This is a genomic window from Psychrobacter sp. W2-37-MNA-CIBAN-0211 (genome assembly GCF_040309405.1).
GTDB classification, from domain to species: Bacteria; Pseudomonadota; Gammaproteobacteria; order Pseudomonadales; family Moraxellaceae; genus Psychrobacter; species Psychrobacter glaciei.
This window is the reverse complement of sequence record NZ_JBEOOU010000018.1, coordinates 23,187-44,060: the sequence shown is the minus strand read 5'-3', so window position 1 is coordinate 44,060 and position 20,874 is coordinate 23,187. Positions and strand designations below refer to the sequence as shown.

Genomic DNA, 20,874 nt, shown 5'->3' with positions numbered 1-20,874 from the left:
TAAAAGAGGGTTCTAACATGGTGTCATCTATACAGCAGAGCGTATCCGTCAAGCAATACTTTATGCGCGCGACTAAAAAAACCACGCTAGTGAACTCTGTCCTTGCTGTCAGTGCGCTCGTCAGCATGATGAGCTTGAGCGCCTGTCAGACGGTGCCTAATGCGACGAACACAACGCCTGTTCAAACGGTGCCAGCAACGCAAGATCCAAAAGCACCCTCATCGGTTACCAAGATAACGCCTGCGACTCAAGCACCAATCATTGATAGCAGGGGCTATGACAATGATAACGAAAACAACTACCCTGTCGACCCTTATACGCCGTCCGAATCATCTTCAGCGACAAACCCATTGACGCAGCAGACCCCAGTATTTACAGAGCCTAACACACCGCCTAGTCCCGTATTTACAACGCCCGACGCCGCGATTATTACGCCTTCTCCTGATGACTATATGATATCCGAACCCTCAGTGCCGTCACACAATGAACTGTTGGAGCGCGCGCGCCAAAATTCGCAGCAAAGAAGTCAGCAAGTGGCCACTAATAACAGTGATTTGCCAGCATTTCGTAATCTCATGCAAACGGGAATCGGTCAGTTAAAATCAGGAAAATTGACCAGTGCTGAGAGTAGCTTTACCCGTGCCCAGCGACTTGCACCAAAATCCTCGGCGGTATACTTTTACTTGGCACAAGTTGCCCTCAAAAAGAACCAGCCGCGCAAGGCAGAAGCAATGGCGCGCCGTGGTCTTGCCGTCTCGCAAAATGCCAATCGTAGACGGGCACTCTGGCAAGTCATTTTGCAATCAGGACAAGCTCAAAGCAATTCACGCGTAGTCAGCGAAGCAAAGCGAGCATTGCGTTAGTTAGTTAGCATCTAAATGAGCAGGACTGCATTCACAAGCATCAAAAGTTCGTGACTGTTAAATACTTATAAAAGTTAAAAGAGCCAAGCAAGGCATGCAAACTGTTCACTTTAAGTAGGCTGCTCATTCACTATTTACTACAAGCTGGGATTTATCCAGAACACCCATTCATTTTTACTCTAGATTAAGGTTATCGTTATGGCATGGCAACAACTGCACTTACAATGTGAAAAAGCAAACGTCGATCTCGCCGAGGCATTGTTACTAGAAGCAGGTGCATTATCAATCGCCTTAGACGACGCAGGGGATCAACCTCTATTTGAACCATTACCTGGCGAATCACCCTTGTGGGATGAGGTCATTCTGACAGGATTGTTCGATGCCACAACAGACATTGGTAGTCGTCATGCGGTTGAACAGTTAAGTCACGAAATTGGCGCACAGGTACACGCCAGTCGCATTTGGCTAAGTGCGGTAGATGATAAAGACTGGGAACGCGAATGGATGAGCAATTACCATCCTATACCATGTGCCAACAATTTATGGATTGTGCCTAACTGGATAACGCCGCCTAATCCTGAGGCGACCAATATCATTATGGACCCTGGTTTGGCTTTTGGTACTGGTTATCATGCCACCACTCGCCTCTGTCTCGACTGGTTAACAGAGCAAGATCTGACCGATAAAATCGTGATTGATTATGGTTGCGGCTCGGGTATTTTGGGCATTGGGGCGTTGTTGTTGGGGGCACGTCACGTTTATGCTGTCGATATCGACCCACAAGCCGTGCTGGCGACCAACCAAAATGCCGTACGTAATCATGTCGATGATCGCTTGCAAGCATTTTTGCCAGAGGAGTTTACTGATTATTGGAAACAAAACGACATTAAACCTGTAGAAGTGATGGTCGCCAATATTTTAGCCAAGCCACTGATTGGCTTAGCACCTTACTTTGTCACCTTAATGGCACCAAAAAGTCGTATCGTGTTAGCTGGCTTAATCGAGTCACAAACTGAAGAAGTGACTGCTGCTTATCAGCCTTACTTTGCGCTCGATCCGAAGCACGCTTTTACAGCGCAAGAAGACCAACATTGGCAGCGTTTGTCTGGTACATTTACAGGCTAGCAACATGTAATTACATCTGTTACGATAGAGAGGCAGTCAAATGTTATGTGTTTGACGCCACTCTGTCCTTATCTATCACTCATATATGTATCAAACATTTAACGATGAGTGTTTACTGTGGAAGCCTGAGCGTTGCAGGCAACTATTGGTGAGTGGCTACGCGGTATTGATAACCATACTTTTTTGGATTCGACCCTATGACCACGCCAATAAAAACTCAGTGCCCTCATTGCCAAGCTTGCTTCAAGTTAAAACAAACGCAGTTAAATAAAGTGAATGCAACCGTCTGCTGCGATCAGTGTCAGCAGAGTTTTTTGGTCAATAGACATCTTATCGTCACCACCGATACGCCGCCAAATCTTACAGATAGCACGACAACCAATCCTAATAATACAAGCAATGCCAAACCATCCAGTAACAAGCCATCTTCAACAGTATTCTCTAATACTTTAATTCATGACGGCTTAATTTATGACGATATGGATATTGAAGAGTCGGATGAAAACAATTTGGAGTATGACTCGTTAGCCAGCATGGATGCTTGGCTAAGCAAAGCAGATAGCAACAGTCATACCACCTCGATAACCAGTAAGCAGCACAATAATCTTGATAAAAGTGACGAATCAGCAGCTCAGGTTGCGCTTAGTTCAGCCGAAGCTAATAATATTCATGCAAATATTGATGATACGACTGATAACGCATGGCTTGAAGATTTGCTCAAAGAGCAAAACAAAAATGATAATACCGTCCAAGAGGATACGGACTTATCACAGCTATTGCTCAGCATGGGTGTGCCCTTCAAAGACGAAGACCGCACGCATGAAGAGCGGGTCAAAAAAATGGAGGCACAAGCAAAATTCACTCCGACACCAGCGCGACGTTCGATTGCCTCGTTATTGTGGACATTAGGCTGTTTGGTCTTGGTGCTACTGCTTTTTGCCCAGTACGTTATTTTTAATTTGGAAACCTTGGTAAAAAATCCTGCTCATGCGGAACGATTACAAACCCTCTGTACGATCGCTGCTTGCAGCCTACCTAGTGCCGACTTGGCTGCCTTGACAATCACTGAACTCAGTCACAAACCCAGCCAAATTAAAACAACGGGTACTTTTAGTGAAGTAAGTGCGACGCTAAATAACCAAAGCGTACAAGCACAGCTCTACCCTAGTGTTAAGGTCAGCGTTTACGGTGCAACTGCCCTCCTCGGAGAGTTTATTGCAGCGCCAGATGATTATCTATTGAGCACCCAAAGCCAAATAGCCGCTGACAGTCGCAGACAGTTACTGTTTACGATACCCATTGCCAATGCTCAAATTCGTGAAGTCAGTGTCAGTCCCGTTTATTAAGCAAAACTTTAATAAATAGGGCTTCATAAGATGATTTTAGATTAAATGATCTTAGTGATGACATTAGTTTCATGGTATCACCACTAAGATAACGTCTAATCTGTCAGTGCTAGCCGATATTAATTTGTTATAATATTCCTCTAACCCCTATAGTTTGACTCTTTTTAATCCCAAGGACATTATCTTATGGCACCTCATGCACAGCATAATGCCAATCGGTTTGCCCAAAGCTCTGAGCATCTTGCCGATTATAATGACGACAACTATCAGCATTCAATTCACAATTTAGAGCCTTCAGATAACCGTATGAGCCATATCCAGACTCATGAACCTTTACGTGTGAATGTAGAACGCGTGGTACGTCAGTATTTTGTGATGTTGGGTGATGAGATACCTACCGACTTGTATGAGCTCATCTTAAAACAAATCGAAGAGCCGCTACTGTCTGTCGTTCTTGAACAAACACGAGGCAATCAGACCAAATGTGCGCAAATTTTAGGTCTCAATCGTGGTACGTTACGCAAAAAACTCAAAACTTATAACTTGATGTAGCCTCACCTATATGAGCTTATCGATCGTCATTAACCCTCATTATGTATGGCAGTGTATCGTTCATGACTTTATCTATAGTGATAACGTCTACAGCGAATGCCATTATCACCTTGCCAGACGTTTACGTCAGGCTTTTTTTATGGAAAGTTCTTATGAGTACAGCCCCACTTGCCCTACTGTCGGTCTCCGATAAGTCTAACATCGTTGAATTTGCTCAAGGCCTCATTAAAGCAGGTTTTGCTCTGCTATCGACTGGCGGCACTTATCGACTACTGACAGAGCATAACGTTGCGGTGACCGAAGTATCAGATTACACTGGTTTTCCTGAAATGATGGATGGCCGTGTTAAGACGCTGCATCCTAAAATTCATGGTGGTATTCTAGGGCGCCGTGGCACTGATGACGCTGTTATGAGCGATCATCAAATTGAGCGTATTGATCTAGTCGTGGTAAACCTTTACCCATTCGCGGAAACCATCGCTCGTGCTGATGTAACGATGAACGATGCGATTGAAAATATCGATATCGGCGGCCCTACCATGGTACGTTCTGCTGCCAAAAACCATGCTCACGTTGGTATTATTACTGACCCAGTGGATTATGATCGCGTGCTTATTGCCTTAGGCGATGGTACAGAACTGACCACTGCTTTACGCTACGATTTGGCAGTTAAAGCCTTTGAGCACACTGCACAATACGATGGTATGATTGCCAACTTCTTAGGTAGCCGAGTCAATGAGACTCAAGAGCCAGAGAACTTTTCACGTACCTTTAACGTACAGCTAGAAAAAGCCCAAGACCTGCGCTATGGCGAAAACCCACATCAAAACGCGGCCTTTTATACCGAAAACCATCCACTAAAAAGTCAGCAAGCCTCTATTGCTACGGCGAAGCAATTACAAGGTAAAGCACTGTCTTATAACAATATCGCTGATACTGATGCGGCGCTTGAGTGCGTAAAAGCATTCAGCGCCTCTGCCTGTGTTATCGTTAAGCACGCCAATCCTTGCGGTGTCGCGGTCGATACCGACCAAGTAGCGGCTTATAACACTGCATTTAGCACGGATCCTGAATCTTCTTTTGGTGGCATCATTGCCTTTAACCGCCCATTGACCGTTGCTGCTGCAAAAGCGATTATCGACAATCAGTTTGTAGAAGTGATTATTGCACCTAGTATCGAAGATGGTGTGCTTGAGGCGACTGCTGCTAAGAAAAACGTGCGTGTCTTGGTATGTGGCGAGCTACCAACGCCTGAGCAGCGCGAAAGCCAGCTCGACTATAAGCGTGTTAACGGTGGGCTACTCGTACAAGAGCAAGATCTAGGTTTGATTACTGCCAGCGACCTAAGAATCGTCACGGACGTGCAACCAACTGAAGCGCAGATTGCTGATTTACTGTTCAGCTGGAACGTCGCAAAATACGTCAAATCGAACGCCATCGTTTATGCCAAAGGTCAGCGCACTATCGGGGTTGGCGCAGGTCAAATGAGCCGCGTCAATTCAGCACGTATTGCGGCTATCAAAGCGGAACATGCAGGACTTGCCACTGAAGGTGCAGTAATGGCATCAGATGCCTTCTTCCCTTTCCGTGATGGCATCGATAACGCAGCTGAAGTAGGTATCTCTGCGATCATTCAGCCAGGCGGCTCTATGCGTGATGACGAGACGATTGCTGCGGCGAATGAGCATGGTATCGCAATGGTATTTACAGGTATGCGTCATTTCCGCCATTAAACTGTGTCTTATCACTTTGAAAACTGGCATTAACAGCCGTATTGAATTGTATATCGCTGTTAATGCTACATTCTTAGGATAAAAGCAATATCCATTAAAAAAGCCACTATAAATAGTGGCTTTTTTATAGGTCAAATTTAATAAAAGTATTTAGAAAAAACGATTTAGCAATTACGTCATATTTCCCTTAATACTCTTATTTCAACACCTTTATCTCTAGCGCCCTTGCGCATTAGCCATATTAGTCTCATTGATCTCGACTTTATACACTAGACGTAGATACTCTAAGTAATCTTGTAGCTGATCTTGACCCAAGTTATCACGGATAATGGAGGCAGTTTGCGCGCGTTGCATATCAGACAGTGGTGACTGTTGCTCGGTCTTGATACGATCACCGACCAATAACGTCGCACCCATCTCTGTTTCGCTCGCAATCGCAACGACACCATTATTGGCCGCTTGCTGACTAAACGCCAAACCTCGCTCTTTTTCTGTCAATCGTGTGGTTTGACGGTTTATTTCACCTAAGGCTTGAAAACTGACTGGTTGTTTAGCAATATCTGCCGTTGTTTTAATACCAGTCGCCAGTTTCTTAGCATCTTTTAATGCCAATGCCGTGGCTTTTTTCTGACGTAATGTCTGTGTGATTCGTGGCGTAGCCGCTGCTAAAGCAAGTGTTTTAGTAGGACGATAATTGCTTGGCTGTACCCATACCGTGCCATTACCAACTTCAATACCGGCGGTAACCGCTTGGTCTTGAATCGTAAACTCATCAAAGGCTTGCTTAATAACTGCCGGTTGCGACAATGCTGACTGATTGTTTTCTTTACGATAATCCTTGAGACGTTTTAGCGTCACATTCTCTTGCTGAGCGATATCTTCGATACTAAAACCATCTGCTGCCAAGTCGTTAATCGCAGTCACTTTATCGGCATACATCTCCTGACGCTTATATTCTTTTGCTTTAGCGGTTAGCTCATCACGCATACTCTCTAAGCTTGGGATCTTCTTGCCATTGTCTTCGGTGACCGTAAATATCTGATAACCAAAGCTGGTCTTAACTGGTGCGCTCACATCGCCGACACTCAGCCCTTCCAGAGCTTTCTCAACTGCTGCTGCGTCATTACCAAACACAGAAGGGTTAAAGCGGCCGATATCGCCACCCGTCTCTCTTGATGGGTCATCTGATTGTGTTTTAGCAAGCTTACCAAAAGCCTCGCCTTTGTCCAAACGGGCTTTCACTTTGTCTGCGCGAGCTTTTGCATCTTTACCTGTCAATAAAATTTGACTGATTTTGCGCTCATCGACTACAGCCAGCTGTTGCTTATAGGCTTCATATTGCTGTTGCAAATCTTTTGTTGTGACATCAGTCACTGGAACGGTCTGAGGACTCAGTTGCAGATAAGCCAAGTCTACCATTGCCGCGCTTTTTAGCGTGTCTTTATTGGCATCATAGTAAGCTTGTATGTCGTTTTTGCTCAGCTTCACTTGCTCTTGGTAATCCTGCCAATTAAAGCGGTGCAACCAAATATTGCGCGACTCTAGCTGCAGATCGATCAACTGACTGACCGCTTGCATCGGATACACTGCCGTACCAACGATACTGGCATTGAGCTGATCAAGACTTAACTGGTTACGAAATTCTGTAAATAGCTGGTCTTTGGTCATGCCGCGTTGACGCAAAAAGTTTGAAAACTGGTCATTTGAAAAGTTACCATCAGCATCCTGAAAAACTTCTTCTTGACGCAGCAGACGATTTATCGTGTCATCAGACACCGTCATACCAAGCTTACCAGCCTGTTGCTCTAACAAGGTCCGATCAATCAAGCCCTTTAGCACCTGCTCATGCAGCACATCTTCATTTAATAAGCTGGCATCATCAATTTGCTCTAATGTCTCAGTACGCCGGTTATTGACAGCAGTCTGATACTCTGATAATCCGACACTTGCCTCACCTACCTGTGCAATTTGGTTGGGATCAACGCCACCACCAAAGTAGCTTTCGACACCCAATAGAGCGAGCGGCGATAGGCATAAAATCAATAAAATGCGACCTGGCCAGCTTTTTAAGAAATCGCGCAATTTATCCATAGTTATCTCTGCTTTATTAACCTATATTGATGAAAAACCATTGTAATACTATTATTAATATCAATGCTATCTAAGCCGGCAATGGTAAGAAGAAGAACATGTGCATTTTATAGAGGAGTATAGGGCTGAGTGAAAAAGCCTTACTCAAACAACACATCTATCGCGCGCCCTATGATACGTGATTTTTACGGTAGACTCAAAATATTCACGTGGTACGATACAAACTATGGCTACAAAAAAAGCACCTAATATTTAGGTGCTTTTTTGCTGCTTCGGCTAGCGCTTAGAATGTGCGCTAAACTATCAGCGACCATCTATTACTTAACTGCCAACAAACGCTGTTTTTATTCGTCTTGCGAGTCATTATGCAGCGCTTGTCTATAATAGAGTAACTTAAAGATAACGGCTTAGTTTAAGCGCTCTTTTAAGTTTTTACCGGCTTTGAAGCTTGGTACTTTGCTTGCTGGAATGCTAAGTTCTTCACCAGTCTTAGGGTTACGGCCAGTGCGGGCTTTACGATCTTTTACGCTAAAAGTACCAAAGCCAACTAGTGAGATGCTATCGCCAGCTTCTAAAGCTTCGCCAACACTTTCCATAACAGCATTCAAGGCATCACCAGCTTGAGTCTTATTTAGACCACTTTTGTCTGCGATGCTATCAATCAATTCTGACTTATTCATAAAATTTCCTTCAAGTTTAAGGGGGGTAATAAACGCTCACGCCAAGCATTGTAACGCTCTCATAGCACTTACGCAATAAAAACTACCTGACTGGCGTATTAACAGGTTTCGCTTTGTTATCGTCTTTATATCAAGGCAGCATAAGGAGCGCAAGCGATTTTACATATTTTTGTGCCATGTACTACGTATTTGACACCCAATGTTACGCAAAACATCTGCAACGTCTATACAAGCCAACTACTTTAGCTCAAAACACCCTCTGCATGTCTCTTTAGGCTTTGAAAACCTTGGTCAGTTGGTGTCTGTGCATTGCCAGTCATAAATAGTGGTGTCTTTATCGACTGCTAAATTGTACTGTAATAATTTTGCTACTGACAGAAACTAGCGTTACTTTTTATTATAAAGGCGTTACTATAAGCAAAATATCACTGCAAATTTTTAGTAAAAATCAACTTGAGTTGATTCGATAACTTTAATTTTAATTTGCTAAATAAAAAACGGATTATTTACATGAAGCGTTCTACGTTGTCTCACTCTTTTCTTAATATTATTCTGGTGTTCATTGAGTCGGCTCTGACACTACTGTTACGTTTAGATCCCGAGCTACGTAAAGCCGCTTATCCGCTTGCCAAGCAAGGCACCGTCGTCGCACTTCGCCTGTACTTACCGCATGTAGAAATTTTTGCCACCTTTAGTACCAAAGGCGTGTTATTAGATGCTCAGCTACCTATTGGCCGTAGTGAGCCGGATGTGGTTATCAATGCTTACAGTATCCAAGTCATCAATGCAATCACCACTCACGATAGCGAAACAACCGAAAAATTACAAATGCGCGGTGAGTCAGTACAAGTGCAATTGGTTAAGCAATTTATCATGCAGCTCGGTCTCGGCAACTTGATTCAGGGTCTTATCAAAAAGATAAAAGGCGGCAAAGGTAAGTCTAAGCCTACTGACGCGGAAATGGCCGAAAAGAAGGACAACTATAAGCTCCGTATCAAAGAGCAACAGACACAAATCAGTACATTGACGACTAAAAACCGTGAGCTTGAAACCACGGTAAAAGAGTTGCAGAGCAAACAGAAGACATTGATGATTGTGACTATTATGGCGCTTGTCATTATGATTGGTTCAGTCATAGCACTATTGATGAACTAGTTTTTGTTAATGATGGTGATGTTTATTGATAAACATACTTATTCATAAATAATAATGCACCTGTTAGATGATTGCTTTAATGACCATTAAGCGTTTGATAGCTTTAATAAGCTACCAAACGCTTTTTTATCGCTTTAATTTACTCATTGTGAATTCGAAAAAAATCTAAAATGGATGCAGATATTTTACGATATGCGCTCTGAAGCCCTTCTACGCCGCATCTCAACCACCATTGTTTTTATCAATCATAGTAATCAATTGGATTAACCATTCAACCACACTTTAATCTTGACTAAATTACTCGGGATTAAGTATAATTACTCTATCGTTGCACACATCGGGTTCACCATCTGTTGTTTAATAGCGATAAGACACACTTAGTTGATAGATAATTAACAGAGGCAAAAGTTCGCTTTTACCAAAACTACTTGACTAAGATCGTTGTTAAATACACTTATAACTGAGAAGTTGGGAGATAACATATGCGTTTGACTACTCGAGGCAGATATGCCGTTACTGCGTTATTAGATCTGGCGTTACAGACTAGCCAACAAGAGACAGCGGTATCGCTATCCGATATTGCTAAGCGGCAATCCATATCTATCTCTTATCTCGAACAGTTATTTTCTAAGCTTCGTAAACGTGGCTTAGTCACGAGCATCCGCGGTGCAGCAGGTGGCTATCATTTGGCCAAGCCATTGCACGAAATTGATGTGATGAGTATTATCTCCGCTGTCGATGAATCTGTGAATGCGATGCAGTGCGAAGGACGCGGTGATTGCCAAGGTGGTACAATGTGCTTAACCCATGATTTATGGTGTGCATTGTCCAATCATATCGAACAGTACTTGAAAAATATAACATTAGCGCAATTATTAGACATGGAAAACGTGCAGTCAGTCTCAGACCGTCAGCAGACCGTTACCAAAGATATTTCAATAAAAGACATCAATACTATTACCCTATCGACCAGCGAGGCAAACCCAGCATGAGCCAACATAACAACCTTATATACTTAGATTATGCCGCCACCACCCCAGTTGCTAAGTCAGTTGCAGCTAAGATGAGCGAATATCTGACGGTAGATGGCATCTTTGGTAATCCTGCCTCGCGCTCGCATGGCTACGGCTGGCAAGCAGAAGAAGCAGTAGAAACAGCGCGTCAGCAAGTGGCAGAAGTCATCAACGCTGATCCACGCGAAATCGTCTTTACTTCTGGTGCGACTGAGTCTGATAACCTAGCAATTAAAGGTGCCGCACACTTCTATCAGTCTCGCGGTAAACATATCATTACCAGTAAAATCGAACACAAAGCTGTATTAGATACTTGCCGCGAGCTTGAGCAAGAAGGCTTCGAGATTACGTATCTTGAGCCGCAGCCAAGTACTGGTCTTATTTTTCCAGAACAAGTCAAAGAAGCGCTACGCGATGATACTATCTTAGTGTCACTGATGATGGTAAACAACGAGCTTGGTACTATTACTGATGTAGCCGCTATTGGCGAAATCACTCGTGAAGCTGGTGTTATATTTCATGTTGATGGTGCACAATCTGTTGGTAAAGTTCTTATCGACACTCAAGAGATGAAAATCGACTTAATGAGTTTTTCAGGTCATAAAGCATATGGTCCTAAAGGCATCGGTGCCTTGTTTGTTAGTCGTAAGCCACGTGTTCGCCTAAAAGCAGAGCAACATGGCGGTGGTCATGAGCGTGGTATGCGTTCAGGTACACTACCTACGCATCAAATTGTCGGTCTTGGCGCAGCATTTGCCTTAGCCAATGATAGCTACAAAGAAGACAATGCCCATGCAGCCAAACTGCGCCAAAAACTGTGGGATGGTCTACAAGATATCGAAGAGATCTACCTAAACGGTGATTTAGAGCATAGCGTTCCTAACATTGTGAACATCAGCTTTAACTTCGTCGAAGGTGAATCACTAATGATGTCCCTTAAAGACTTGGCTGTATCATCAGGCTCAGCCTGTACGTCAGCGACACTTGAGCCGTCATATGTACTACGTGCTATCGGTCGTCCAGACGAATTGGCACACAGCTCTATTCGCTTTAGCTTCGGTCGCTACACCACTGAAGAAAACGTCGATACGATTATCAAGCAAATGCACGAAGCCGTTGATAAACTACGTGCCCTATCACCACTTTGGGATATGTACCAAGAAGGTGTTGATTTAGATTCAGTCGAATGGGCTGAGCACTAAATTTAAGTATATATAGCGATATAAACATCAAACAGATTTATTAAACGATTGATCAGACAGTTATAAATACCATTTTTATTAACTAAATGTTTGACCCCAATTATCGATGAGTGGGTAGTGTTTCAACTTTTAGAAGCCACTGCTCATCATCTAACTAGGAGAAAACCCCATGGCCTATAGTGACCAAGTTATTGATCATTACGAAAACCCACGCAACGTCGGCAATCTTGACAAAAATGCCAAAAACGTTGGTACTGGTATGGTTGGTGCCCCAGCTTGTGGCGATGTGATGCGTCTACAAATCCAAGTCGATGATAACGGTATCATCGAAGATGCACGCTTCAAAACTTACGGCTGTGGTTCAGCAATTGCCTCAAGCTCGCTCGTTACTGAGTGGCTAAAAGGTAAGAGCTTGGATCAAGCTGGTGAAATTAAGAACAGTCACATTGCTGAAGAATTGGCATTACCACCAGTAAAAGTGCATTGCTCTGTACTTGCAGAAGATGCTATCAAAGCTGCTATTAGCGACTATAAAGATAAGCACGGCGCAGCAGCAGTAACCGAAGAAGCTGTTATCTAAGGCTAAACCTACTGGCCTGTGCGCTGCGTAGAATTAGCAGTGCTAAGTAGCAACACGTTAAGCAGCTACTGATGCTAAAAAGGTGACAATGACACTTATGTAATTGTCACCTTTTATTTTCTAATAGCCGCTAGGGCGTGTCATTAATTAGATTGTGAGTCTTAAAATGAGAAAAATTGTAGATAAACAAGGAAGAAATTGCCGTTAATATGAACATATTGACAAGATTTCTGACGATGTTTAGCAAAATTTAGCCATTTTAAGGCCACTAAATGTATTAATGTGCTAATTGATGACACGCCCTATCATATTATTTTGGCAAACTTGTGATTCCAGTTGCCAGTCTATACAGATTTTTTATTGATACTTATAATTAATAGTCAATGGGAGTTGGCATGATTGAAATGACAGAACGCGCCGCTCAGCATGTTCGAGACTTTTTGGACAATCGCGGTAAAGGTGAAGGCATTCGAGTGGGTATCCGCACAGCGGGTTGCTCAGGTTTGGCTTACGTTTTAGAGTTCGTAGATACCCCTGACGAAAATGACACGCGTTATGAAAGCCGTGATGTCAGTATTTTTATTGATCCTAAAAGCTTGGTCTATTTAGATGGTTTATTGATGGACTATGAAAAAGAAGGATTGAACGAAGGCTTTAAGTTCACTAACCCCAACCAAAAAGGCGAATGTGGTTGTGGTGAGTCATTTACCGTTTAATGATTCAAGGGCTTAAGGGTGCTGACTTTGCTCTTAAGCAATGATAAAAGAATGCTGCCACAATTAAGTCAGTGTGGTCGACCAAATAGCAAACCTATTCTGATATTGACAACACTTTAAAAATAAATAGAAAAAGCAAGGCGTATGATATGACAGATATTACTCAAGAAGCACAGTTTGATAACTTTTTTGCCCTGTTTGAGCAGCCTGTACAATTTGACGTCAATCAAAGTAGTCTCGATCAACATCTACGTCTGCTACAAAAACGTTACCACCCTGACAATGTCGCCAAGAACTTGGCAGACGCTGCACAAGCGCAACAGCAGTCTGAGCAAGCGTCAGCATTGATTAACCAAGCTTATCAAGCGTTGAGTGCGCCTGATAGCCGTGCGAGCTATCTGTTAGATATGGCAGGACAAGCACAGAACCTAGAACACTCAATCGCAGATTTAGACTTTTTAGAAGATGCGATGCAGATGCGTATCGAATTAGATGAAGCGATTGAAGACAAAAATCGCCCAACCTTACAGCAATTACATCCGCAGATTACCGAACGTTTGACGAAACAGTCTAAGCGTTTTAGTGACTCGTACCAAAGCAAGGACTGGCAAACGGCGATTGATGCGACACAAAAACTGAAATTCTTGGTCAAGTTAAATGCTGACGTGACGACAGGGCTTGATGAGGTCGCGACGTCTGAACATTCAGATGATGATGATTTATACGTTTAGATAATGAATATTTAAACGCTTGTATTATTAATAATGTATACACGCTTTTCTAATTTATTGCTCTTATTTAAAGCTATATTTAAAACGATAGTTAAAATAGTCCCAACGATACCGTATAATCCCTTATTTTAAGCACTATTAAACGCTACTCTCTTCTATGTTAGAGAAGAATCGCAGCCGTTGACTGTCATAGCGCCTATGTTGTATTTGCCACATTTCACTTATTCATTTTATCTTTGAGTTATCTTATGTCTTTATTGCAAATTGCCGAACCTAATCAAAGTGCCCAACCCCATCAGCATCGTTTTGGCCTAGGGATTGATCTTGGTACCACGCGCTCATTGGTCGCCGTGGTGCGCTCAGGCAAGGCGCAAGTGTTAGAAGCAGGCGCAGCTAACGATACTCTATTACCCTCTGTGGTCTATTATCCAAGCACAGGCAACCCGCTTGTCGGCTACGATGCCCTAGCCCACTTGGCGGATGATCCAAAAAATACGATCGTCTCGGCTAAGCGCTTTATGGGTCGTAGCCAAGCTGATATAAAGTTCTCTCATCCTTATGAATTAAGTGGCAATAAAGATGATATGCCAGCATTCGTGACTGCTCAAGGCGAAGTGTCGCCTGTTGAGGTATCAGCGCGGATATTGGCAACGCTTGAACAACGTGCCGCCACTGCATTGCCTGCAGACAGTATTGAAGGTGCGGTGATTACCGTTCCCGCTTACTTCGATGAAGCTCAGCGTCAAGCGACCAAAGATGCCGCCCAAGCAGCCGGTATCAATGTGCTGCGTCTATTAAATGAGCCTACCGCTGCGGCAGTCGCCTATGGTCTCGACCAAGCTACGCAAAATGGTGATAAAGAAAGCTATTACTTAATTTATGATTTGGGTGGTGGTACTTTTGACGTTTCTATCTTGAAGCTAAATGATGGCGTCTTTGAAGTATTGGCAACTGGCGGTAACAGTGCGTTAGGTGGTGATGATATCGATCGTCTGATAACCAATTGGCTTATCAAACAATTAAACATCGATCCTAAAGATGTGAGTCGTCATGACAAATCAATACTGGCGCAACAAGCCAAAGCTTATAAGCAGGCATTGACTGACGATCAACAAGTTGATATCGATATCACTGTGAATGAGCAGGCTTATCAAGGTGTGTTGCGCCGTGAAGATTTGCTGGCTATTACAGAACCTGTTAGCCGCCGCACGATAAGCGTCTGCGAACAAGTACTACGTGATGCCAAGCTATCTACCTCAGACCTAGATGAAGTTATCTTAGTCGGTGGCTCTACTCGTATGCCTGCTGTGCAGCAAGTTGTCACTAAATTTTTTGCCAAGCAGCCGCTGTGTCGTCTGAATCCAGATGAAGTGGTTGCTTTGGGCGCAGCACAGACAGCGCATCAGTTGGTCAACGGTGATAGCGACAATAACTTATTATTGTTGGACGTAACGCCATTATCGCTCGGTCTTGAGACCATGGGCGGCTTAGTTGAAGTACTGATTCCACGTAATACGCCTATCCCAGTCAAAAAACGCCAAGTATTTACCACGTACCAAGATGGTCAAACAGGCATGGTGATTCATGTGGTACAAGGTGAGCGCGAGACGGTGGACAACTGCCGCTCATTGGGACGTTTTGAGTTATATGGCATTCCATCGATGAAAGCTGGGTTTGCCCGTATCGAAGTGACCTTTAGTATTGATGCCAATGGCCAGCTAACTGTCAGTGCGCAAGAGACCACCACCAAAACAGAAAGTAAGATTGAGATTGTGCCTTCTTATGGTTTATCTGACGAGCAAAAAGAGCAATTATTGGTGGCTGGATTTAAGTATGCAGAGGAAGATAAGAACGCACGCTCTTTAATCGAAACAAAAGTAGAAGCAGAGCGTGAAGTACTCGCTCTACAATCTGCACTCAATGAGTTTTCAACATTACTATCCTCTGAAGAACAAAGCATTTTAGCAGAGCAAATCAAAGCTCTAGCAGCCGCACTCGACACTAATGACTTGAGCTTTATCGAAACTAAGCAGGCTCAGCTCAAGCCTCATAGCGATGCCTTTGCTGCCCGTATTATGAATCAAAGCGTCAAAGCCAGCATGGCAGGTACGAATGCCCAAGATTGGTAGCAGATACGTTTAAGAATGCTGCTTAGCGATCATACTAAGCTCATCTCTTATATTTTTATTTTTTTAATTGATTAGCACTGGAAAGACGATTTATGCCAAAAATTACTGTATTACCGCATCATGAAATTTGCCCTGAAGGCGCCGAAGTCGAGCTAGAAGCTGGTAGCAACCTATGTAAGGCGCTAATAGAAAAAGGCATTAAAATTGAACATGCATGTGAGATGTCAAAAGCTTGCACTACGTGTCATGTGGTCGTTCGCAAAGGCTTTAATAGTTTAGATGAGATGGACGACATTGAGGCCGATTTATTAGATCGTGCTTGGGGCTTAGAGCCTGACTCACGCCTATCTTGTCAGGTTATGCTCGATGATGAGGATTTGACCATCGAGGTTCCTAAATATACGCTCAACCATGCCAAAGAAAACCATTAAACAACCTATCTTACTGTTATGTTAAAAAAGCCAGCTATCGTCATGATAGCTGGCTTTTTTGTGCTTAATATTATAGATATTGCTTTTAGACGATTATTTATGACCATTGTTGTCACGTTTGCATTCTGCTGCTATATCAGTTGCCAACTTTTCTTCCTCTTGTTCAACCCGCTCAAGCGCAAAATTTAAGCGCGCCCTGATATCTTGATAATCATTATCTTTCATATCTTTAAAGTTCAAATGCAAGTTGAAACCTGGCAGCGTGTGATCAACCCATTTAGAGAGATGACCCTTATCGGCATCAGGATCAAGCACTTGCCAAGCATTTACTTGATCATCAAAGCCTTTTAGCTGAAATGCACCAGCGTGCTGACACTCATAATTATGGCAGACGTAGTCGTAGGTACTCTCACTAACTAATATTTCATCTTTACCAGCACTCGCTTCAAGTCTGGCTGCTAAATTGGCCTCTTTACCGATCAAGGTATAGCTGAGACGATTGTTGCTGCCAAAATTACCAACATGGCAGTAACCTGTCGTAATTCCAATGCGTATGTACAGTCCTTCAAAACCCATGAGCCGCCATTTTTGTCTTAAAGTGCGCATCTCACGACGCATATCTATCGCCATTGCGATACAGTCTAGCGCGTCTTGGCGAGCACCGCGGCTCTTTGGTTCACCAAAAAAACACACCATGCCATCGCCAATGAACTTATCAAGCACGGCGCCATGTTTATTGGCTATTAAAGTCATACAGTGCATATAGGTATTTAAAATGTCAGCCAAATTATCAGCGCTCAAACTATCGGACAATTCGGTAAAACCAACGATGTCTGAGAACATAATCGTCAGCTTAGCACGCTTATTAGAAACGATGACTGGGCTATCAGATTTGACAATAGGTTCCCAAATTTGCGGTGGTATGAAGCGTGTTAACTTATTAATAACGGAGACCATCCTGCTTAGACGCCCGACTGCTTGATTAGCACGCGTTTCATAACCGAGATATTCTTGATACATATACTGAAACTGACACAGAATAACCGCCATACTTGCCAATAACACGATTGGTGTTGTCCAGCCTTCATAGCAATCTATCTCAGCTATGGCCAAAGTGACACTAACATAATAAAAAACAATGACCGTTATGATTGAGCTGGCGATCAGCTTTAAATTATTTTCAGAGCCACTAATGATAATTCTGAGACCTATGAGCGCAGCTAAACTCAGCGAAATAATGATGCAGAACTGTACTGATCCGATGACCGCAGACAATAAAATAATGACAATATTAGACGTCCAAAAACTTTTTGGGCGACGATAATTGTAGATTAGTATCATTAAGCTTGGCAGACAAACAATAACAAGAAGTGCCATTGAGGTAGATCTAAAATCAAAATGTAACGCGAGGAGTATGACCGTGAGAATTAAGACGAAGACTTCTGGATAGTCACATCGATATACCCCTTCATTTTTTGAAGGGCGATTTGGTCTCAGCGTGTCTAAAAAAGGCATATAAAGTGTTCGCTTAAGCAAAACAGATGGTTGGAAAGACTAAAAGACTACGAAGATAGCACAGGTGCATCAACTACCTCTATTATCAAGTCGGATATTAGTCAGTTATCACTATATTATAATTGATATTATACTTTTTAAGTATGTTAAAAACTATGTCATATATAACCAAAAGTATACCACCTATCACTTATTTTACCTTGAATCTATTTTAAATCGGAATTACGGTACTTATTTTGCCGACGATGCTTGATAAGCCAACCGATGATAATTATCACAGCCAATATGCCAAACCCTTTAGAATAAGGGGCCAATACGCCTTCGATGACCTCATAGTTCTGTCCGAGATAATATCCCGCTAACGTTAATACGGTAGTCCAAATACTGGCACCTAACGCTGTCAATACTAAAAAAGGCAATAGCGGCATCTTGTTCATGCCAGCAGGTATAGAGATGAGCGAGCGAACGCCAGGCACCATACGCCCAAAGAACACGGCTGTTTTGCCGTGTTTATCGAACCAATCATTTGCAGAGGTAACGTCATCGGGTTTAACGAAAACGTATTTGCCATATTTTTGGGTAAACGCGACCAAACGTTCTTTATCAAATACACGACCTAAATAATATAAGGGCAACGCGCCAAGTGAGGCACCTAGTGTACCGGCAACAATAACCAGCATTAAATTTAAGTCGCCTTTTGACGCGGCAAAACCAGCCGCTGGCATAATGACTTCAGAGGGTATCGGCGGGAAGACGTTTTCGGCAAACATGGCAAACACAATACCAAAATAGCCAAACTTTGCCATAATACTGAGTACCCATTCGCTGATTTGATTCATAATTACTGCCTCCCCTTATTAAAACTATAGACGATTTATTTTTCTAATTTTGAGTAAACCTAAAAATGTAACTATCCAAACATTGCTATTAGGGTCTGTTGAACATTCAAATGTGGAACTGGCAGTGGCTATTTTTTAGACAATACGCAGTGAAATTTTTGACGCCTAGTCATTCTAGGTTAGACAATTTCGCCATGTATTGGCAAAAAATAGTCCTGCCCCTGCTTGTATACTTGGGGCTGATGCTAAAATCACCCCAAACGTTGTTGTAAACCTAGCTAAGGTCTCGACATTATCGTCGGTTTACGCCTGATTTGATAAAAGGTTTGGAGCAATTTTAGCGATCAGCAGTCCTAATATTTGAATGTTCAATAGACCCTAGTCTCAACCTCATTTATGTCAAAACATCCTGTTTTATGCTATTTATAGCACTTGCACTATGGTAACGATTAGACAAATCCTATGACCAGTAATTCGCCTATTTCAATGACATCCAGATGGATCTCCTTAGCGTGCGCGTTAGGGGTCTTTGCTCTTCTGTACTCATTGACTAATATCTATGCACAAATACTTTTTTATGATACTCAGTTTTATGGTACTCAGCTTTATGGTACTCAGCTTTCTAAGCTAAGTAGCATTAACCCTATATGGCCCAAGAAAGTTCATATACTAGCCACACCGATTGACACAGCGATTCCCTTTGTTGCGCTGATGATTGTGCCGTATAGCTGGTCTATCATGCTATTTTGCGCCAGTTTCTTTATGGTAAAAATGCCAGCACAACTCTCCTTATTAACGCGCAAGTTAATCCTAGCTACCCTTTTTGCTTGTTTTATCTTTTATGTGTTTCCCGCCAAATTCACTTTTGAGCGCCCTACAGTTTTAGGCTGGACACACTATGGCTATCAGTTTTTGCATATAACAGACAAACCTTTTAATCAGTTTCCTTCCTTGCATGTGACATATGCTGTATTACTAGGGACGTCATTATGGCAACTTTCAAAATCTGCGCTCTATCGCCTGACGCTCTGCTGTATCTGTAGTCTCATCATCATATCCACCGTTCTGACTTACCAGCATCATCTACTAGATATTGCTGGTGGGTTGTTACTGGCAGCGTTGATACTGGTAATAACCAATAAGCTGCAAAACAATTTGGTTTTAAAGTATCTGACAGTGGCAATATCGGGATTTTTAATCCTATCGATAGCAGGGTTTATGCTCAATAGAAGCATGACCTCTATCACTTTTGCAGGGTTATATCGTTTAGTCGCCACGTACTGGATGTTAAGTTTTTTTGTCTTAGCTTGGGCTTATCAATATCCGAATCAACCTCGCGACAAACGTTGGTTTGCAAAGGATGAGCAAGGGCGCTTGCTCCTATCTACTTGGCTGAAGTTTGCACCCTTACTATTAGGTTACCGGCTGATGTGGTATGTCGGGCAACGGTATCAGCTCACTCAACATACAAAGTCAGATTTTGGCTCATTGAACCATACTGATAGATGTCCAACACATAAAATAGCAGACTCGGTATATGTAGTTGCTACCCCAAAATTATTTGGCTTATCTAAAATGAGCGATGAGCATTATTCATACTTTTCTAACTTTGCGATGATTATTGTGATTGACTCGGCTGTGGAAACCAACAGTCATAGTTTGAGTTTAAAACAAGCATTGCATACCCACCATATCTACGCGCAAGCACAAAAATTAGACGCTGGTCATTTAGATGTCAGTAATTTAGACGTTAATCATGACAGCTCATTATCCTGCGATTTTCATCCATCATTTGCTGCTGTTCAGATGAGATATCTTTATTTTCCACTATTAGACTTACAGTCGTTAGGAGAGATTGATACTCAACACTTTATTCATTTGTTTAAACAGATAGACACATTAACAGCCCTTGATATAGCGACTAATATCACTAAAAAAAAGCTGCCTAGCAAAACAATCCTTATCAACTTCCAATGCGTAATGGGACTATCCCGTAGTGTCGCCCTGCACGCTTTATATCTGATATATCGAGGACAACTGACTACCGATAATTACGTTACTTGGATCAACGAGCAGTATCCAAAAGCGCATGTCAATGACGATTATCTACCCAAGTCCCTCGTTGATAAGGTTAGGGTCTTGGCTAAAAATGCTTGAACAAGCATTAAGGAAA

Annotated in this window: 18 protein-coding genes; 14 read left to right on the top strand and 4 right to left on the bottom strand. The window is 42.7% G+C overall.

Features of this window, described 5'->3' with window-relative positions; genetic code table 11:
- The first annotated feature begins 17 nt into the window (after window positions 1-17).
- From AAEY72_RS13395 to purH, 5 genes are all read left to right on the top strand, one after another.
- Window positions 18-863, top strand: a complete 846-nt coding sequence (locus AAEY72_RS13395) for a tetratricopeptide repeat protein (protein ID WP_352310906.1) — start codon at window positions 18-20, stop codon at window positions 861-863.
- A gap of 198 nt (window positions 864-1,061) precedes the next feature.
- The gene (gene prmA / locus AAEY72_RS13390; protein ID WP_352310904.1) at window positions 1,062-1,988 is read left to right on the top strand and encodes a 50S ribosomal protein L11 methyltransferase; all 927 of its coding nucleotides are present in this window, start codon (window positions 1,062-1,064) and stop codon (window positions 1,986-1,988) included.
- A gap of 197 nt (window positions 1,989-2,185) precedes the next feature.
- Window positions 2,186-3,334 (top strand): DUF3426 domain-containing protein, encoded by a 1,149-nt coding sequence (locus AAEY72_RS13385; RefSeq protein ID WP_352310902.1) that lies wholly within the window; start codon window positions 2,186-2,188, stop codon window positions 3,332-3,334.
- Window positions 3,335-3,640: 306 nt separating this feature from the next.
- The gene (locus tag AAEY72_RS13380) at window positions 3,641-3,886 is read left to right on the top strand and encodes a helix-turn-helix domain-containing protein (protein ID WP_189585244.1); all 246 of its coding nucleotides are present in this window, start codon (window positions 3,641-3,643) and stop codon (window positions 3,884-3,886) included.
- 152 nt (window positions 3,887-4,038) lie between these two features.
- Window positions 4,039-5,619, top strand: a complete 1,581-nt coding sequence (gene purH / locus AAEY72_RS13375) for a bifunctional phosphoribosylaminoimidazolecarboxamide formyltransferase/IMP cyclohydrolase (RefSeq protein WP_352310900.1) — start codon at window positions 4,039-4,041, stop codon at window positions 5,617-5,619.
- 216 nt (window positions 5,620-5,835) lie between these two features.
- On the opposite strand, the gene AAEY72_RS13370 is transcribed toward purH, so the two are convergent.
- Window positions 5,836-7,710 (bottom strand): SurA N-terminal domain-containing protein, encoded by a 1,875-nt coding sequence (locus AAEY72_RS13370; protein ID WP_352310898.1) that lies wholly within the window; start codon window positions 7,708-7,710, stop codon window positions 5,836-5,838.
- A 407-nt stretch (window positions 7,711-8,117) separates the two neighbouring features.
- On the bottom strand, window positions 8,118-8,390 hold the full coding sequence (locus tag AAEY72_RS13365; RefSeq protein WP_045445077.1) for an HU family DNA-binding protein: 273 nt from the start codon (window positions 8,388-8,390) through the stop codon (window positions 8,118-8,120).
- Window positions 8,391-8,900: 510 nt separating this feature from the next.
- Here AAEY72_RS13365 and AAEY72_RS13360 point away from each other — a divergent pair.
- The 8 genes from AAEY72_RS13360 (at window position 8,901) to fdx (ending at window position 16,347) form a co-directional block, all read left to right on the top strand.
- Window positions 8,901-9,545 carry a hypothetical protein gene (locus tag AAEY72_RS13360; protein ID WP_189584330.1) on the top strand — a complete coding sequence of 215 codons (645 nt, stop codon included), beginning with the start codon at window positions 8,901-8,903 and terminating at the stop codon, window positions 9,543-9,545.
- Window positions 9,546-10,027: 482 nt separating this feature from the next.
- The gene (locus AAEY72_RS13355) at window positions 10,028-10,537 is read left to right on the top strand and encodes an Rrf2 family transcriptional regulator (RefSeq protein ID WP_010199379.1); all 510 of its coding nucleotides are present in this window, start codon (window positions 10,028-10,030) and stop codon (window positions 10,535-10,537) included.
- A complete protein-coding gene (locus AAEY72_RS13350; RefSeq protein ID WP_010199377.1) occupies window positions 10,534-11,760 on the top strand; it encodes an IscS subfamily cysteine desulfurase in 1,227 nt (408 codons plus the stop codon). Before AAEY72_RS13355 ends, AAEY72_RS13350 begins: the two co-directional genes overlap by 4 nt.
- A gap of 169 nt (window positions 11,761-11,929) precedes the next feature.
- Complete coding sequence (iscU, locus tag AAEY72_RS13345) at window positions 11,930-12,340, top strand: Fe-S cluster assembly scaffold IscU (RefSeq protein ID WP_010199375.1); 411 nt, start codon at window positions 11,930-11,932, stop codon at window positions 12,338-12,340.
- A gap of 395 nt (window positions 12,341-12,735) precedes the next feature.
- Complete coding sequence (gene iscA, locus AAEY72_RS13340) at window positions 12,736-13,056, top strand: iron-sulfur cluster assembly protein IscA (protein WP_025653020.1); 321 nt, start codon at window positions 12,736-12,738, stop codon at window positions 13,054-13,056.
- A gap of 149 nt (window positions 13,057-13,205) precedes the next feature.
- Entirely contained in the window at window positions 13,206-13,787 is a 582-nt protein-coding gene (gene hscB / locus AAEY72_RS13335) for a Fe-S protein assembly co-chaperone HscB (protein WP_352310896.1), read from the top strand.
- A gap of 248 nt (window positions 13,788-14,035) precedes the next feature.
- Window positions 14,036-15,916 carry a Fe-S protein assembly chaperone HscA gene (hscA, locus tag AAEY72_RS13330; RefSeq protein WP_352310895.1) on the top strand — a complete coding sequence of 627 codons (1,881 nt, stop codon included), beginning with the start codon at window positions 14,036-14,038 and terminating at the stop codon, window positions 15,914-15,916.
- Window positions 15,917-16,008: 92 nt separating this feature from the next.
- Window positions 16,009-16,347 carry an ISC system 2Fe-2S type ferredoxin gene (gene fdx, locus AAEY72_RS13325; protein WP_010199366.1) on the top strand — a complete coding sequence of 113 codons (339 nt, stop codon included), beginning with the start codon at window positions 16,009-16,011 and terminating at the stop codon, window positions 16,345-16,347.
- 93 nt (window positions 16,348-16,440) lie between these two features.
- On the opposite strand, the gene AAEY72_RS13320 is transcribed toward fdx, so the two are convergent.
- The gene (locus AAEY72_RS13320; protein WP_227669942.1) at window positions 16,441-17,724 is read right to left on the bottom strand and encodes an adenylate/guanylate cyclase domain-containing protein; all 1,284 of its coding nucleotides are present in this window, start codon (window positions 17,722-17,724) and stop codon (window positions 16,441-16,443) included.
- A 344-nt stretch (window positions 17,725-18,068) separates the two neighbouring features.
- Window positions 18,069-18,701, bottom strand: coding sequence for a DedA family protein (locus AAEY72_RS13315; protein WP_240215823.1), 633 nt, complete (start codon window positions 18,699-18,701; stop codon window positions 18,069-18,071).
- A 462-nt stretch (window positions 18,702-19,163) separates the two neighbouring features.
- Here AAEY72_RS13315 and AAEY72_RS13310 point away from each other — a divergent pair, with 462 nt between their 5' ends.
- On the top strand, window positions 19,164-20,858 hold the full coding sequence (locus tag AAEY72_RS13310) for a phosphatase PAP2 family protein (RefSeq protein WP_352310893.1): 1,695 nt from the start codon (window positions 19,164-19,166) through the stop codon (window positions 20,856-20,858).
- The last annotated feature ends 16 nt before the right edge of the window (window positions 20,859-20,874 follow it).

Excerpts from the sequence above, each read along its gene's own strand:
- AAEY72_RS13395 (WP_352310906.1), top strand. The coding sequence starts at position 18 with ATGGTGTCATCTATACAGCAGAGCGTATCCGTCAAGCAATACTTTATG.
- prmA (WP_352310904.1), top strand. The coding sequence starts at position 1,062 with ATGGCATGGCAACAACTGCACTTACAATGTGAAAAAGCAAACGTCGAT.
- AAEY72_RS13385 (WP_352310902.1), top strand. The coding sequence starts at position 2,186 with ATGACCACGCCAATAAAAACTCAGTGCCCTCATTGCCAAGCTTGCTTC.
- AAEY72_RS13380 (WP_189585244.1), top strand. The coding sequence starts at position 3,641 with ATGAGCCATATCCAGACTCATGAACCTTTACGTGTGAATGTAGAACGC.
- purH (WP_352310900.1), top strand. The coding sequence starts at position 4,039 with ATGAGTACAGCCCCACTTGCCCTACTGTCGGTCTCCGATAAGTCTAAC.
- AAEY72_RS13370 (WP_352310898.1), bottom strand. The coding sequence starts at position 7,710 with ATGGATAAATTGCGCGATTTCTTAAAAAGCTGGCCAGGTCGCATTTTA.
- AAEY72_RS13365 (WP_045445077.1), bottom strand. The coding sequence starts at position 8,390 with ATGAATAAGTCAGAATTGATTGATAGCATCGCAGACAAAAGTGGTCTA.
- AAEY72_RS13360 (WP_189584330.1), top strand. The coding sequence starts at position 8,901 with ATGAAGCGTTCTACGTTGTCTCACTCTTTTCTTAATATTATTCTGGTG.
- AAEY72_RS13355 (WP_010199379.1), top strand. The coding sequence starts at position 10,028 with ATGCGTTTGACTACTCGAGGCAGATATGCCGTTACTGCGTTATTAGAT.
- AAEY72_RS13350 (WP_010199377.1), top strand. The coding sequence starts at position 10,534 with ATGAGCCAACATAACAACCTTATATACTTAGATTATGCCGCCACCACC.
- iscU (WP_010199375.1), top strand. The coding sequence starts at position 11,930 with ATGGCCTATAGTGACCAAGTTATTGATCATTACGAAAACCCACGCAAC.
- iscA (WP_025653020.1), top strand. The coding sequence starts at position 12,736 with ATGATTGAAATGACAGAACGCGCCGCTCAGCATGTTCGAGACTTTTTG.
- hscB (WP_352310896.1), top strand. The coding sequence starts at position 13,206 with ATGACAGATATTACTCAAGAAGCACAGTTTGATAACTTTTTTGCCCTG.
- hscA (WP_352310895.1), top strand. The coding sequence starts at position 14,036 with ATGTCTTTATTGCAAATTGCCGAACCTAATCAAAGTGCCCAACCCCAT.
- fdx (WP_010199366.1), top strand. The coding sequence starts at position 16,009 with ATGCCAAAAATTACTGTATTACCGCATCATGAAATTTGCCCTGAAGGC.
- AAEY72_RS13320 (WP_227669942.1), bottom strand. The coding sequence starts at position 17,724 with ATGGCACTTCTTGTTATTGTTTGTCTGCCAAGCTTAATGATACTAATC.
- AAEY72_RS13315 (WP_240215823.1), bottom strand. The coding sequence starts at position 18,701 with ATGAATCAAATCAGCGAATGGGTACTCAGTATTATGGCAAAGTTTGGC.
- AAEY72_RS13310 (WP_352310893.1), top strand. The coding sequence starts at position 19,164 with ATGACCAGTAATTCGCCTATTTCAATGACATCCAGATGGATCTCCTTA.